The sequence below is a fragment of the Streptomyces sp. QH1-20 genome (assembly GCF_041283565.1).
Classification (GTDB): domain Bacteria; phylum Actinomycetota; class Actinomycetes; order Streptomycetales; family Streptomycetaceae; genus Streptomyces; species Streptomyces syringius.
Genome location: NZ_CP166299.1, coordinates 5,298,972 through 5,312,927 on the forward strand (window position 1 = coordinate 5,298,972; position 13,956 = coordinate 5,312,927).

At 70.6% G+C, this 13,956-nt stretch carries 17 protein-coding genes; 13 read left to right on the forward strand and 4 right to left on the reverse strand.

Features of this window, described 5'->3' with window-relative positions:
• The first annotated feature begins 64 nt into the window (after positions 1-64).
• The 9 genes from AB8O64_RS24120 to AB8O64_RS24160 all read left to right on the forward strand — a co-directional run bounded on the left by AB8O64_RS24120 (position 65) and on the right by AB8O64_RS24160 (position 8,906).
• Entirely contained in the window at positions 65-1,474 is a 1,410-nt protein-coding gene (locus AB8O64_RS24120; RefSeq protein WP_370421325.1) for an MFS transporter, read from the forward strand.
• A complete protein-coding gene (locus AB8O64_RS24125) occupies positions 1,461-2,462 on the forward strand; it encodes a zinc-binding dehydrogenase (protein ID WP_370421327.1) in 1,002 nt (333 codons plus the stop codon). Before AB8O64_RS24120 ends, AB8O64_RS24125 begins: the two co-directional genes overlap by 14 nt.
• A complete protein-coding gene (locus tag AB8O64_RS24130) occupies positions 2,459-3,340 on the forward strand; it encodes a Gfo/Idh/MocA family protein (protein WP_370421328.1) in 882 nt (293 codons plus the stop codon). Before AB8O64_RS24125 ends, AB8O64_RS24130 begins: the two co-directional genes overlap by 4 nt.
• Before the next feature lie 151 nt (positions 3,341-3,491).
• A complete protein-coding gene (locus AB8O64_RS24135; RefSeq protein WP_370421329.1) occupies positions 3,492-4,055 on the forward strand; it encodes a hypothetical protein in 564 nt (187 codons plus the stop codon).
• Between the two features lie 597 nt (positions 4,056-4,652).
• Entirely contained in the window at positions 4,653-4,994 is a 342-nt protein-coding gene (locus AB8O64_RS24140; protein ID WP_356454828.1) for a hypothetical protein, read from the forward strand.
• A gap of 23 nt (positions 4,995-5,017) precedes the next feature.
• Positions 5,018-5,629: a DUF5819 family protein gene (locus AB8O64_RS24145; RefSeq protein ID WP_356454826.1), complete on the forward strand. Its 612-nt coding sequence runs from the start codon at positions 5,018-5,020 to the stop codon at positions 5,627-5,629.
• Positions 5,626-6,726, forward strand: a complete 1,101-nt coding sequence (locus AB8O64_RS24150) for an HTTM domain-containing protein (RefSeq protein ID WP_370421331.1) — start codon at positions 5,626-5,628, stop codon at positions 6,724-6,726. Before AB8O64_RS24145 ends, AB8O64_RS24150 begins: the two co-directional genes overlap by 4 nt.
• A 39-nt stretch (positions 6,727-6,765) precedes the next feature.
• The gene (locus tag AB8O64_RS24155) at positions 6,766-7,596 is read left to right on the forward strand and encodes a serine hydrolase domain-containing protein (protein ID WP_370421332.1); all 831 of its coding nucleotides are present in this window, start codon (positions 6,766-6,768) and stop codon (positions 7,594-7,596) included.
• 563 nt (positions 7,597-8,159) lie between these two features.
• Positions 8,160-8,906: a hypothetical protein gene (locus AB8O64_RS24160; protein ID WP_370421334.1), complete on the forward strand. Its 747-nt coding sequence runs from the start codon at positions 8,160-8,162 to the stop codon at positions 8,904-8,906.
• A gap of 108 nt (positions 8,907-9,014) precedes the next feature.
• On the opposite strand, the gene AB8O64_RS24165 is transcribed toward AB8O64_RS24160, so the two are convergent.
• The 3 genes from AB8O64_RS24165 to AB8O64_RS24175 form a co-directional block, all read right to left on the reverse strand.
• The gene (locus AB8O64_RS24165; protein WP_370421335.1) at positions 9,015-9,824 is read right to left on the reverse strand and encodes an ABC transporter permease; all 810 of its coding nucleotides are present in this window, start codon (positions 9,822-9,824) and stop codon (positions 9,015-9,017) included.
• Positions 9,821-10,816, reverse strand: a complete 996-nt coding sequence (locus AB8O64_RS24170) for an ATP-binding cassette domain-containing protein (RefSeq protein WP_370421336.1) — start codon at positions 10,814-10,816, stop codon at positions 9,821-9,823. Before AB8O64_RS24170 ends, AB8O64_RS24165 begins: the two co-directional genes overlap by 4 nt.
• Positions 10,817-10,916: 100 nt before the next feature.
• Positions 10,917-11,795 carry a hypothetical protein gene (locus AB8O64_RS24175; RefSeq protein ID WP_370421338.1) on the reverse strand — a complete coding sequence of 293 codons (879 nt, stop codon included), beginning with the start codon at positions 11,793-11,795 and terminating at the stop codon, positions 10,917-10,919.
• 346 nt (positions 11,796-12,141) lie between these two features.
• Between AB8O64_RS24175 and AB8O64_RS24180 the strand changes: the two genes are divergently transcribed.
• Positions 12,142-12,546 (forward strand): SgcJ/EcaC family oxidoreductase, encoded by a 405-nt coding sequence (locus tag AB8O64_RS24180; RefSeq protein ID WP_370421339.1) that lies wholly within the window; start codon positions 12,142-12,144, stop codon positions 12,544-12,546.
• A gap of 158 nt (positions 12,547-12,704) precedes the next feature.
• Here the strand turns inward: AB8O64_RS24180 and AB8O64_RS24185 are convergent, their stop codons facing one another.
• Positions 12,705-13,109, reverse strand: a complete 405-nt coding sequence (locus AB8O64_RS24185; protein WP_370421340.1) for a GNAT family N-acetyltransferase — start codon at positions 13,107-13,109, stop codon at positions 12,705-12,707.
• Here AB8O64_RS24185 and AB8O64_RS24190 point away from each other — a divergent pair.
• From AB8O64_RS24190 to AB8O64_RS24200, 3 genes are read left to right on the forward strand one after another with little or no spacing between them, the layout of a single operon-like run.
• Complete coding sequence (locus AB8O64_RS24190; protein ID WP_370421341.1) at positions 13,072-13,353, forward strand: hypothetical protein; 282 nt, start codon at positions 13,072-13,074, stop codon at positions 13,351-13,353. The genes AB8O64_RS24185 and AB8O64_RS24190 overlap by 38 nt on opposite strands.
• Positions 13,350-13,604: a hypothetical protein gene (locus tag AB8O64_RS24195; RefSeq protein ID WP_370421342.1), complete on the forward strand. Its 255-nt coding sequence runs from the start codon at positions 13,350-13,352 to the stop codon at positions 13,602-13,604. Before AB8O64_RS24190 ends, AB8O64_RS24195 begins: the two co-directional genes overlap by 4 nt.
• A gap of 5 nt (positions 13,605-13,609) precedes the next feature.
• The gene (locus AB8O64_RS24200) at positions 13,610-13,756 is read left to right on the forward strand and encodes a hypothetical protein (protein WP_370421343.1); all 147 of its coding nucleotides are present in this window, start codon (positions 13,610-13,612) and stop codon (positions 13,754-13,756) included.
• Positions 13,757-13,956 lie beyond the last annotated feature (200 nt).

The following is a 13,956-nucleotide window of genomic DNA, read 5'->3' on the forward strand; positions in this document are numbered from 1 at the left end:
GGTTGACGGCCCCCGAAGGGCTGTGCGAGTCTCCGATTGGTCTGATCCAACGGGGGTGGGGTGCGTGGACGGCCTCTTCTCCCGGCCGCACCGGGCCCGTACGACCGCCGTCGCCGGCACCTTCGTGCTCGTGGCCTTCGCCGGGCTCGCCCTCAGCACCGCCATGCCCGTCGCCGTGCAGGAACTGGGCGGGCTCTCCCTCTACGCCCTCGCGTTCGGCGGCTTCCTCGCCGCGTCCATCATCGGCACGGTCGTCGGCGGCGGCCACGCCGACCGGCGCGGCCCGGGCCCCGCCCTCTTCGCCGGGCTGTGCTGCTTCGCCATCGGCACGCTGCTCGCCGGAACCGCCGGTGCGATGCCGCCGTTCCTGCTGGGCCGCTGCGTCCAGGGCCTCGGCGGCGGTGCCGTGACCGTCGCGCTGTACGTGGTGGTCGGCCGGGCCTACCCGGCGCCGCTGCGGCCGAGGATGTTCTCGCTGATCACCGCCTGCTGGATCCTGCCGTCCATGCTCGGCCCGCCCGTCGCGGGCGCCGTCACCGAACGGCTCTCGTGGCGCTGGGTGTTCCACGCGATCGCCGTGCTCTCCGTGGTGGCCATGGCGGTGCTGGTGCGGCCCCTGCGGAAGGTGGGGCCACCCGGAACAACGAACGACGACACGACAGGCCAGGCCGGGCAGTCCGCTCAGGCCGGGCAGGTCCGGGCCGCCGTGACGGTCGCCGTCGGCGCGGGGCTGATCGGCTACGCCGGTTCGGCCAAGGGATGGCAGGCCCTGCCCCTCGCCGCGCTCGGCCTCACACTCCTGGCCGTCAGCGTACGGACCCTCCTGCCGCCCGGCACCCTGCGCGCCCGGCGCGGGCTCCCGTCCCTGGTGCTGCTGCGCGGAGTGGCGGCCGCCGCGTACTTCACCGTCGAGTCGTTCATCCCGCTCATGCTCGTCAACGAGCGCGACCTCTCGCCCACCGCCGCCGGGACGTCCCTGACCGGGGCCGCCCTCAGCTGGGCCGGTGCCGCCTGGCTCCAGGGCCGCCCCCGTCTGCCCCTGACGCGCGAGCGCGTCGTCCTCGTCGGCGCTCTCGTCCACTTCTGCGCGGCCGCCCTCACCATCGCCGGGGTGCTGCGTGCCCTGCCCGCCGTGACCGCCGCCGTGGGCCTGGTCGTCGCCGGGTTCGGGATGGGGCTGCTGCTGCCCGGCGTGGGCGTCCTCACCCTGGACCGCTCCGCGCCCGACCGGCAGGGCGCCAACTCGGCGGCCCTGCAACTGGCCGACAACCTGTGCAGCGTCCTGCTCGTCGGTGCCTGCGGGGCCGCGTTCAACGCCGCGCACACCCGGGCCGGACACGACGCGGGCGCCTTCGCCCTCGTCTTCGCGGTCGCCGCGACCGTGGCCGGGGGCGCGTGCCTGCTCGCCGGCCGGGTCACCGCCGTGACCACCTCGGATCCCCGTGCGGAGGAGAAGGAGCATGCGCCGCTATGACCTGGTCGGACGCCGGGAGATCCGGCTCGCCGACGACGTCCCCGTACCCGTCCCCGGGCCGCTGGAAGTGCTCGTCCAGGTGCGCGCCTGCACCGTCTGCAACCGCAGCGATCTCGCCTACTACCACTACTACGGGCTGCGCGACCACTGCGCCCAAGGCTGCTTCGGACACGAGATCGCCGGGGTCGTGGAGCGCGTCGGTCCCGGCGTCACCCGGGTGCGCCCCGGGCAGCGCGTCTTCGTCCGCACGCCCCTGACCACGGGATACGCCGACTACGCCGTCGCCCGCGAGGTGAGCGTCGGCGCCCTGCCCGACACGATCCCCTTCGAGCAGGGCGCCATCCTGCAACTGCTGCCGCTGGCCGTCCACGCCACCCGGGGCGTCACCCTCGGCGACCGGGTCGCCGTCATCGGCCAGGGGCCGGTAGGCCTCATGGCCCTCCGCATGGCGGCCGCGCGCGGGGCGGCCGCGGTGACGGCCGTCGACCTCGACGAATGGCGGCTGGAGAGGTCCCGGCGGCTGGGCGCGGACGTGTGCCGCCGGGTGGACGGCACGACGGGGGAACTGGCCGGGGTCGGTGAGGAGTTCGACGTCGCCATCGACGCCGTCGGCACGCCCACGACGCTGAACGCCTGCGTCGGACTGGTCCGGCAGAACGGGCTGGTCGTCATGCTCGGCACGCACCACGTCGACACGAAGGTCACCGTGGACCTGGTGACGTGGGAGCGCAAGGGCCTGCGGGTGCACAGCTCCGCCGAGCCCACGGACACCGCGCGGGCCGGTGCGATGGCCGTCGCCGAACGGCTGGCCGCCGAGCGCGCCGACGAGCTGCGCCTGGACGAGCTCCTCACCCACGTGCTGCCGCTGACCGAACTGCCCCGGGCCGTCGAACTCCTCTCCGCGAGCCGCGCCTTGTACCCGGACGGCGAGCCCGCGCCGTACGCCGGGCCGCCGTCGAAGGTCCTCAAGGTCGCGATCCGCCCGTGAGGTGGGCCGTCGCCGGGTACGGGGACGTGGTGACGCGCCGCGTCCTGCCCGCGCTCGGCTCCTCGGGCGAGGAGGTGGCGTACGTATGGGGGCGCGACGCCGGGCGGGCGGCCCGTACGGCCGCCGCCCACGGCGCCGTGCGAGGCGGTGACGACACCGGCCGGCTCTTCGCGGGCGTCGACGCCGTGTACGTGGCGACGCCCGTCGTCGCGCACGTACCGCTGGCGGCGCGGGCGCTCGACGCGGGCTGCCACGTCCTGGTCGAAAAGCCCCTCGCCGGTGCGCTGGGCGGTGGCGCGGCGCTGGAGACGCGGGCGCGCGCGGCGCGGCGGTGCGCGGGGGTGGCGTACTACCGACGGCTGGGACCGGCGGCCCGGTGGCTGGCATCGGTCCTGCGGGACGGCGCCTCGCGGCTACGGGTCGACTTCCGCGCCCCTTTCGACCCGGGGCCGGATCACCCCATGCGCTGGCGCACCGATCCGGCCGTCGCGGGGGGCGGGGTCCTCGCGGACGCGGGCAGCCACCGGCTGGACCTGCTGCTGCGGGCGTTGGGGCGCCCGTCGCACGTCGGGAGCCGGGTGGACCGCCGGTTCCCGGCGGGATGCGAGCGACGGGCCCGGCTGACGCTCGTGTGGGCTTCGGGGGCGACGGCCGAGTGCCGCTTCGCCTGGGCGGAGGGGCCGGTGCGGGACCGTTTCGAGGCCGAGGGCGCCGGGCGGTCGTACGTGCTCGACCCGCTGGATGCCGGTGCGGTGCCCAATCCGCACCTCCCGCTGATCGCCGACTTCGTCGCGGCGGCGGGGGAGGGGCGGGCACCGGTCTGCCCGATCGTGGAGGCGGCCCTGGTCGACGAGGTCATCGCGGCCGCGCTGGCGTGAGCGGCAGGCGGGGCCCCAACGCGAGGCCCGGGGCCGGGTCTTTCGGCGAACCTCTGCTCCCGCAGGGTGATCGGGGCCTCCGCCGTAAGGGGGAGGCGGATCGCCCGCGGAGCAGACGCCCGGCCGGTGGGGATCGAAGAGGCTGGTTCCCGTGACCACCACCACGATCAGCGAACCCAAGCCGGCGGGGACCGCCCTCCGCACCGAGCGGCCCGTCCCGAGATGGGCGAACCTCACCGCCCACGCGATCCCGCTCCTCCTGCTGCCCCAGTGCCTGTGGCGGCTGCCTTTCGCCTTCCACTTCGAAATGGGGCTGAACGTCGAAGGGGAGATGCCGTCGTCGCCGTGGGTGTCCATTCCCTACGTCTTCGGCCTCAGCGTGCTCACGGAAGGGCTGGCGCTGCTCTGCTTCGGGCTGGTGCGGGGCTGGGGCGAGGTCGCCCCCTCGTGGCTCCCGGTCATCGGCGGCAAGCACCTCGCGCCCCGCGTCGTGATCACCATCGCCACCATCGGCGGCCTGTGCGCGACGGTCTTCTGGGCGCCGACTCTGCTGTCCTGGTTCGGTGCGTTCGGCCTGGAGCCCGCCGGGTACGCCAACGACTGGTGGGGGATGCTGGCGAAGGTGTGCATCACCCCGGGGATGCTGTGGGGCCCGCTGGTCCTGGTGCTGACCTACGCCTACTACGTACGTCGCTGCCGCCCCAACGGTTCATGACCCGCGGTTTGCCCGATCAGGTCAAGTCGCCTACCGCATAGGTGAGTTCAGCCTGTCGTCCACGTGTTCAAGTGGAGTGGGCGATATCAAGTCACCTTGATCAAGCCGGAGTTGGCCGGAACGTGGGGGGAGCCGGCGGCGCGTATCCGTCACTCCGTCGCCGCATCGGCCGGTCGCCCTCCGTGACGTTCCCAGGTCGACAGGGAAGGGGAGCCCCGGATACCGCTACCCGGTCACCGTCTACCGGACGGTAGGCGGAGACCGCATGGGTGATTTCAGGTCTGCGGCGGACGTTACCTTTCCTTTGCTCAACCGTGGACGCACGGACGTTCGCATGAAACTGTCCCTACGTAATCCGCAAGGAGGCCCCGCAAGGGGGCCGCGGTAAAACGGGGGCGATTATTGTGCGTGCGGCAACGGAGTAATTCCGTATCGCCCCCATTTCCTTCCCGGCCGGTTCCCAGCTGTCATCGAACAGGCTCGGCCGCCCTTTTGCGGTCTCGTGCTGCCGCTTTTCGTTCCGGCGGCAGTGAAGTTCTCTTGCCATGAATTCCGCGCCTTCATCCCGGATGCGGCGCAGTAACCAAGGAGAAAACAATGAAGAAGATCATCGCAGCCGTGGGCGTGGCTCTCGGCGGCACCGCCCTCGTCCTGACCAGCCAGGGCTCGGCGCAGGCCGCGGCCACCCCCGTGGCGCCCGTCGAGACCGTGTCCGCCCAGGACTCGGGCAAGGGGCCGGAGGCGATCGGCGGCCTGGGCAAGCTCGCCGGCAAGGCCGGTAAGGCTGTCGGCAAGGCGGCCGGCAAGGCTTACGTCCACGCCAAGGCGGCTTGCCCGTCGGTCGCCAACGCGGCCCTGGAGGCGGCGGGCAACGTCGGCACCGTCCGTTCGGCCAACGTCCCCGACGCGGCCTCCGTCGAGACGGTTTTCGACAAGTGAGGGATCACCTTGTAGCCAGGAGGGTGGCGCTGCTCGTCGGCGCCGCCCTTCTGGGCCTCCATTTCCTCGCGGCCTCCTTCTCCCAGATGCCGCTCAATCCGGTGAAGCTGCGGCACTTCGAGACGGTCAGCGGCTATCTCGACCCCTATTTCACTCAGAATTGGATGCTTTTCGCCCCGGATCCGCTGGCCGACAACCGCGGCATCCTGGCCCGGGCCAAGTGCGCGGACGGCTCCACCACCGAGTACTACGACGTGACGACCAAATATGTCGAGCAGGCCCAGAACAGCCGCTTCTTCCCGTCCCGTATGTCGCGGCTGGTCACCGGCAACGTCCAGCAGATCAACGGCGGGGACCCGGTGTTGAACCGACTGCGCGAGGCCGAGAAGGAAAAGAAGAAGAAGGAAATTCCGCTCATGCCCTTCGAGAAGACCTCGCAGGAGGAAGCCATCCGCTTCCTGTCCAGGTATTCCCTGACGCAGATGTCCGGCGTCTGCGGCGGAAAACCGGACCAGGTCCAGGTCCGGGTGTACATCCAGGAGCTGCCGCCCTGGTCCAAGCGGAAGGACCCGAAGGCCGAGGACAAGGTCACCGTTCAGGACCTGAAGTGGCTGAAGGCGGGATCGCTGCTGTGAACGCTGCCGTGAGGAAACTCGTCGATGCCGTGGACGGTGCGGCCGCCCGCCACATCAGTGTGCTCGGTATGAGCGGTACCCGGCTCCTCCTGGGGTTCGTGGGCTTCATGTACTACGCGAGCCAGTACGGTGACCGGCGGTATCTGTTCGGCCCCGAAGGGGTCTTCCCCTGGGGCGAGTTCACGAGCAAGGTGCAGGAGGCCGGAACGTTCAGCCTCTATACGGTCAGCAGCTCCGGCGTGTGGTTCGAGCTCGTCTTCCACACGGGAATGCTGGCCGCCCTGGCGGTCACCCTCGGCCTCGGAGGCCGGCTCGGGCTGGCCGTCCACTGGGTCTTCCTGTGGTCGATCTACCAGCGCCAGCCCGTTCTCCTGGACGGCGGGGACAACCTGGCCTATCTGGTGATCCCCATGCTTCTGCTGACCCGCTGCTACGACCGGTTCGCCATGTCCGGCGGTCTCGCCAAGAAGATCGCCCCGCGCGTTCCGTCGGTGCTGCGGTCGCTGTCGGCGCCCCTGCACAATCTGGGCGTCGTCGCCATCGCCCTGCAGATCTGCCTGGTGTACGTGGTCAGCGGACTGTACAAGGTGCAAGGGAAGATGTGGCAGGACGGAACCGCCCTGTTCTATGTCCTCCGGGTCTCTGAGTTCAGCCTTCCCGGAGTGTCCAACCTGGTCTACGAGAACGACATGTTGGTGTTCCTGGGGACGTACTCCACCACGATCTTCCTGGTGTACTTCCCGCTGGGCGTCCTCGTGCCACAGCTGCGGCCCTGGGCCGCCGTGGCGTCGATCGGCTTCCACGTCTCCATCGGTGTGCTCATGGGACTGACGGGCTTCGCCCTGACCATGGTGGCCTGCGACCTCATCTTCCTGAGCGGCGCGCTCGGCGCCGCCATGGCCCGAACCGCGCCGGTGCTCCGTCGACTCCAGTCCCATGGCCGACGGGAGCGAGGGCGGCCGGAAAAGCTTCCCGGCGGGGCAACCGCCCCCGTGGGCACGGAGAATGATCCCGAGCCCGCCGCCCAGCTCTCGACGGCTTCGACGACATCGACGGTGCCGACGGGCGAGGTCGTCGCCGCCGAGCCGTCCCGGTAGAGGTGCGACGGCACACCGTTCCCGAAAGGACGTCCGACCTTGTTCCGCACGCCGATGTGTGTCCTCAGCAGCGCCGGCCCCCCACGTGCCGTCCACGGTCACGATCCGGACCGCTTCGTCCAGATCGGCTCCCTCACCAAAGTCCTCACCGGCACCGCGCTGATGCGCATGTCCCACGCCGGAGTGCTCGACGCGGACGACCCGTTGGAGCGCTGGCTCGACGTCCCGCCGGGTACGGGCATCACCCTGCGGCACCTGGCGGACCACACCTCGGGTCTTCCCGCGCAACCCACCGGGCTGCCCCGCAAGGACCCCTATCTGTCCTTCGACGACGCCGACCTCCACGCACATCTGCGGCGCCTCGACCAGCTCACCACCACGCCCGTCGGGCAGGCGGAGGAATACTCCAACCTCGGATACGCGGTACTCGGCGCGGCGCTGTCGGCCGCCGCGCGGAAGCCCTGTGACGAGCTGATCCACGAGTACGTCCTCGGCCCTCTGAACATCCAGGACGTCACGGTCGATCCGCCCGCGGGCAGGCGGCTGCACGCCACCGGGCTCCTCGGGCGGCAGCGGCGGCCATGGACCATGGACACGGCGATCATGCCTGCCGGGGGCATGTGGGCCACCCCCCGGGCCGCCGCCGAGGTGGTCACCAAACTGGTCGTCGACCGCGAGCTCGGCCCGCCCGCGCCCTCCTGGCAGACCACCGGCCGGCTCGTCTGGCACAACGGCGCCACCAAGGGCGCCTCGGTCTTCACCGGTGTGCTGCCCGACGGCAGATGGCTGCTGCTCCACCGGCTCGGCGGCTCCCCGAACCGGACGGACAAGCTGGGCGCCCAGATGCTCGCGCAGCTCCCGCGTGCCTGAACGGCGTGACAGCCCGCCGTGCCCGCTCAAACGCCGAGGTCCTACTCCTGATCCGGAGTAGGACCCCGCTCAATGACGTCGAGCCGTCACGGCATGCCCGAGTCACTCACACCGGCACGCCCAGACCACGCACGAGGGCCAGAGCCTGAGGCACGATGCCGGCCCCTGCGCCAGCTACGATGCCGATCACGCTGTCGATCATGCCGCCAACAATGGGCACGCCCATGAACGCTCCTTGGGTTAGGTAACTCCCATGGTTCCCAAGGCACTTCACTGTCATGACGGCATGGCTGAAGGCTCACCCGCACGGGGGACGTGCTGCTGTGCCCGAAGCCGGCGCCGCCGCCGAAGGGGCGCCCGCACTCACGTCGAGCGATCGGTGGGAAATTCGAGAGTGAGGGCCTGGCGATCCTTCCAACGGATGTTCACTACTACGCATTTCGGTATGAAGGGAAAAGCTTCTCCGCGCATCCCCTGGAAGCCGAGGGGGTACGTCTGGGCTCGCTGCGCATCGACGCAGTGCCCGCATCAGCGAGGCAGCCGAGCTATTTCCAGGGGGTCCCATGAGATTTCGCCGTGCCCTTCTCGCCCTTGCCGGGGCCGCTGTTCTGGCCACCGGCACGACCGCCCTTCTGCCCGCGACCGCCCAGGCCCGGATCATGGACGTCGCGTGCGACGAGACATCGCTGATCACCGCCGTGAACGAGGCCAACGCCGCCGGCGGCGGAACCGTGACCCTCACCCCGGGCTGTACCTACACTCTCACCGCCGCCCACGGCAACGACGGCGTCAACGGCCCCACCGGGCTGCCGATCATCACCACGCCCATCACCTTCGAGGGCAACGCCAACACCATCACCCGCGCCGGGGCGACCAACTTCCGCATCGCCCAGGTCAGCACCACCGGCGGCCTCACTCTCAAGGAGGTCACCCTCAGCGGCGGTCACGCGGCCACGAACGGCGGCGGCATCCTCAACTTCGGTGCGGTCACCCTCACCGGCAGCGAGCTGTCCAACAATGCCGCCGATGGCACCGGCGGTGGCATCCACAGCACCGGCGGTGCGGCGGCGGCAACGTTCACCAGCAGCAACGTCGAGAACAACACCGCCCACCGGGCCGCCGGTATCGCCAGCGACCGCGCGACACTCACCCTCACCAGCAGCGTGGTCAGCGGCAACGCCGCCGCCATCAACCCCGGTGGTATCTACTACGTCGCCGGCACCGCAACGCTCAACACCTCCTCGGTGACCGCCAACACCCCCACCAACTGCACCGGTAGCCCCTCTCCCGTCCCCGGCTGCATCGGGTAACACCGACCCACCACGAGCGCGACAACCGGGCTGAGCCGCCGGCCGCCGATGGGGCGGCTCAGTCTCGGTCGGTGCGTCGGCCGGGCCCGCTCCGCGTCGGAACAGGCTCTAGGCGCGTGAACGGTACGAGCGCATGGCCAGGGGGATGAAGACCGCCGCGATGCCCGCCGCCCACAGCAGGGACCACAGCACCGGCCGGGCCGCCTCGCCGCCGAGCAGCAGCCCGCGGAAGGCATCGGACAGATGGGTCACCGGATTCACGTTCACCCACGCCTGCAGCCAGCCCGGCATGGTGTCGACACGGACGAACGCGCTGCTGGTGAAGGTGAGCGGGAAGATCAGCACGAACGCGAAGACCTGCACCTTCTCGACGTCGCCCGCCAGCATGCCGATCAGCACCGCGGTCCACGCCACCGCCGCGGCGAAGATCATCAACATCAGCGTGGCGCCCAGGAATCCGCCGAGCCCACCGGTGATCCGGAAGCCCAGCGCAGCGCCCAGCCCGAGCATCAGCAGCATCGCCCAGAGCTGCTTGGCGAGGTCCGCCGCGATCCGGCCGAACAGTGGCGCCGAGCGGGCTATCGGAAGGCTGCGCAGCCGGTCGAAGACGCCCTTCGTGAGGTCCGTGTTCAGCGACATCGCGGTGTACATGCTCATGAACAGCGTGTTCTGGACGATGATCCCGGAGAGGGCGTACTGGAGGTACGCCTTCGGAGTACCGGCCATCTGCCCGCCGAAGACGTACGTGAAGAGGAACACGAACATGATCGGCGTGATGCTGTAGTCGACGAGCTCCAGCGGATTGTGCTTGACGGACACCAGGCTGCGCCAGGCCATCGTGCCGGTCTGCCGGAGCGCGGCCAGCGGCCGTACGTTGCCCTTCCTGCCCATGGGTGCGGTGGCGGTCGCGGCGGTCATGACGGGGTCCCCACCTTTTCCTGCTCGTCGCCCGCGTCCGGGGCGTCCTCGTCCGGCTGCTGCGGTTCGGCGCGGTGGCCGGTCAGGACGAGGAACACCTCGTCGAGGGAGGAGCGGCGCAAGGTCAGCTCGCCGACCGGGATCGCCGCCTGGTCCAGGCGGCGCACCACGGACGGCAGCAGCTCCAGGTCATTGACCGGGGCGGTGATCTCCTCGCCCTCGATCCTCGCCCGTCCGGCCGCTTCCCTGACCAGCGCATGGGCCTTGTCCAGATCCGCCGAGTGCACCGGCCGCAGCTGTAGCACCTGCCCGCCGACCTGCGACTTCAGCTCATCGGGCGTGCCCTCGGCGATCACCCGGCCCTTGTCGATCACGATGATCTCGTCGGCGAGCTGATCGGCCTCGTTCAGATACTGGGTGGTCAGCAGCGCCGTCACGCCCTCCGCGACCAGGCCGCGCAGCATGTCCCACAGCTCGCCCCTGCTGTGCGGGTCGAGGCCGGTGGTCGGCTCGTCGAGGAAGAGGATCTGCGGCCTGCCCACGAGGCTCGCCGCGAGGTCCAGGCGCCGCCGCATGCCGCCGGAGTACGTCTTGGCGGCGCGGCCCGCCGCGTCCTCCAGGTGAAACCGCTCCAGCAGCTCTCCGGCCCGGGCCCGGGCCTCGGTCCGGCCCATGCCGAGCAGTCGGCCGATCATCAGCAGATTCTCGGTGCCGGTCAGCTTCTCATCGACCGCGGCGTACTGCCCGGTCAGCCCGATCATGGCCCTGACCAGGCCCGCTTCCCGTACGACATCGTGGCCGCCGACGCGCGCCCATCCGCTGTCGGGCGTGAGCAGCGTCGCGAAGATGCGCACCGCGGTGGTCTTGCCCGCGCCGTTGGGACCCAGCAGCCCGAGCACGGTGCCGGTACGGGCGGCGAGATCCACGCCGGCCAGGGCGTGGGTCTCCTTGAAGCTCTTCGCCAGGCCTTCCGCCTGGATCGCGAATTCCATCGGACGTCCCCTTGATGCCGCGGCCGCCGCGTGCGCCCACGTCTCCCCCTACTGTGACCCACACCACTGACATTCCGCGCGGCGAGCTTGGGCCTGAGCTTTAGACCCAGCGGGCCCGGTGGGGTCCTTGTCCGTGGCTCAGGCCCCGGTTCCGCGCGTGTGCGGCCTGTGCGTCGTCCTGGCGGCAGTCGCGGCATTTGGTTTCGTCCGCGAGGGGTCGGAAGACGCGGTCGCAGGTGCCTGCGCAGGTGCGTAGTGGTTGTGGGGCGGTTACGGGGGCCGTGAAGGGCGGGATCTCGGGCATCTTGCGGGTGAGGCGGTTGTGGGCCAGGGCGGCGGGGGAGTGGACGCGGGCCGGGAGGCCGTCGGTGAGGGCTTCGCGGAGGTCCTTGGCTGTTGCGCCGCGCAGGAGCCATTCGCCCGCCAGGGCGGCGAGGTGCTGGATGTCGCGGCCGTTGAGGCGCAGGCGGCGTTCCTGGTGGGAGACGGAGGCGAGGATCAGTCCCCCGCGCTCGATGAGCGGAGCGGGGACGTGGGAGGGCTGGGAGGGAGGGTTGTCTTTCTTCCCCTCCGTGTTTGTTGGGTAACGGCCGACGGGCGGGTCGGTCGGTTCACCGACGGCCGGTTCCGGGGCAGTCGGTGTGACCTGCTGGTACCCGTCCCGTAAGGCCGCTGCTTCCTCGGGGGACAGGACGACGTTGGAGACCATCTGCTTCGTGTGCCACTCCCCGCCCGCGACTTGGAGCTTCCACTCGTGGAAGTAGCCCTCCGCCTTCAGCTCCCGCTTCGCGACGGTGAACGCGCCCCTCTTGATCCCCGCGTTCTTCGCCGTCGCCCACAGCGGCTCGTCCACGCCGGCCGGGAGCGAAAGTTGCCACATGAGCATGCGTACGGCCGCCGCCGACAGGCGCGGGTGGCGGATGATCTCGTTCGATACCTGAGTGAAGAAACGCTCAGGGGCGATAACATGCCGAAGCATCCCGCGGACTCCTCTTCAGTCCTCGTGGGTGAAGGCCTCCGGCCGGTGTTGGTAGCACCGCCGGGGGCCGCTTTGTTTCGCCAAGGTAGCGCACGGATGGTGAACTCCCGTGTGGATTGGTGTCAGTTGACCCCATTCTGGTAATGGCTGCTCGTCGGGTGGGCGACGCTGGTGGTTCACGGGACGAAGGACACGTTTGTGCCGGTGGAGTCCTCCCGCCGCTACCTGTCGCTGTTCGGCGGCCCGGCCGATGTGCCGGAACCGGGCCGGACATCCGGTCATGCTCATATCGCCATGCGATCACCCGCTTGACCTCAGCCGCGCTTGAGGTGTGACGCTGATCCACATGACCACGGAATCCACATCCCACGCGGCAGACATCGAAGCGATCAGCCGGCTCGTCGCCACCGTCGAGCACTCCCAGCAGAACAAGGACCCCGAGGAGTTCCTCGGCCTCTTCCACCCGGACGCGATCTGGACGACGGCTCACGGCAAGGTCCTCATCGGTCTCGACGCGATCTCAGAGTTCACCCGCAAGGTCCTCCCCGCGGCGAGCTGGGACGGCAAGGTCACCTACGAGGTGGTCCACGTGCTCTTCATCCGCCCCGACGTCGCGGCGGTCAAGGTCCGTCAGCGTTACCTGGCCCCGGGCGAGGAGAGCGAGGGCGCCCCGCTGTACGTGATCTCGAAGCAAGCCGACGGCCGCTGGCTGCTGACCGCCTGCCAGAACACGGGGGTCCTCGCCGACTAGCTCTTGTTCGCGGGTAAGGGCCGAGCCTGGCGGCCTGGCGGTGCGGCAGAGTCCTCTGCGCTGCCCGCTGGTGGAGCGAGCTGTGGTCCGGGTGCAGGGCTCGGGGGAGTCTCCCCCTGGGAGACGGCCGTCCGTCGGCTTCGGCAGGCTGGCGGCCGTCACGTCGGGCGGTGGAGCGGACGGACCATGGCGATCATCAGCGGTGCGTCGGCGAAGGGCTGTGACTCGCCGACGCCGGTATAGCCCCAGCTCTCGTAGAGCGCCGCGACCTTGGGGTGGGAGTTGTCGACGAAGAGCGTGGCGCGGGCTTCGGGGCGGCCGGTGAGCAGCTCGTGGTGGAGGAGTTCGGCTGTGCCGGTCTTGCGCCAGCGGGGGCGGACCATGACCTCGCTGACGGCGAAGGTACGGCTGTCGGTCTCGTGGGTGAACTCGGGGGCGAGGCCGCTGATCTTCGACCACCAGGGGGTGCCTGTGGGGAGGGGCGCTCCGTAGGCGAATCCGACCGGCTCGGTGTCGTCGTAACCGATGACGCAGTCCCATCCCGGCCGGCCGGCCGGGATCAATACCGAGGCGGCCAAGAAGTACTGGAAGCAGCGGCACGCCGCGCTCGACGCCAGTGACGCGGCGGCCGCGGAACTGCGGGCGGCGCTCGCGCGGCACGGTCTGGTCATCCCGTCACTGCGCAGCTCCGAGCCGGTGAACCACCAAGGTTTCGTCGAACTCGGCGGTTGCCGGGCGGAGGTCGCGGCCCGTCTCGCCCAGGTCCTCGAGGCGGCAGCCGACGCCACGAGCGAGGAGGCCCGGTGAACGCGGCGAACAACCCATCGGCTCGCCCGGCCTCGGCTGCGAGGGGTGGCGAACTCGACGTCGACCGCGTTCGGCAGACCATCGCAGCCGCACTCGCGCCTCTGCCCGTCGGTGACCGCCTCGACCCGGCCGTGGTCACCACCACGGCGCAGCGGCCGGCCGAGTACGCGCAAGCCCTGCTGCCGCAGGCCGCCGCTGCCCACGGCACGCGTCGCTCGTCGCGGGGCCGGGTCTTACCGGACACGGGCTGACGCACGTGCGCTACCGGCTCACCCACGCCGACTGTCCCGACGCCGGGACCGACGTGGACGCCGCGCACGTGTGGTGCCAGGAGATGGCACGCAGCTGCCAGATGCTCCTCGGCCTGGTGAGCGACAACAGCCGGGGCGGGGTGGCCACGTGAGCGAGGGCCGTGCCGCGCCCTGCCTCGGGCTCCTGGGCCTGGCGGGCCCGTCCCTTGTCCTGTTCCCGCAGGACGGGGAAGTTTTGCCGGACCGCCCCGGCAGTCGACACCGGACATCCCCGTCGGCGATGCGGGGGCTTCCCGCCCGCTGCCGCCAACGGAACACGGAACCCTGCTCCATCAACACGCAGGAATGCTCG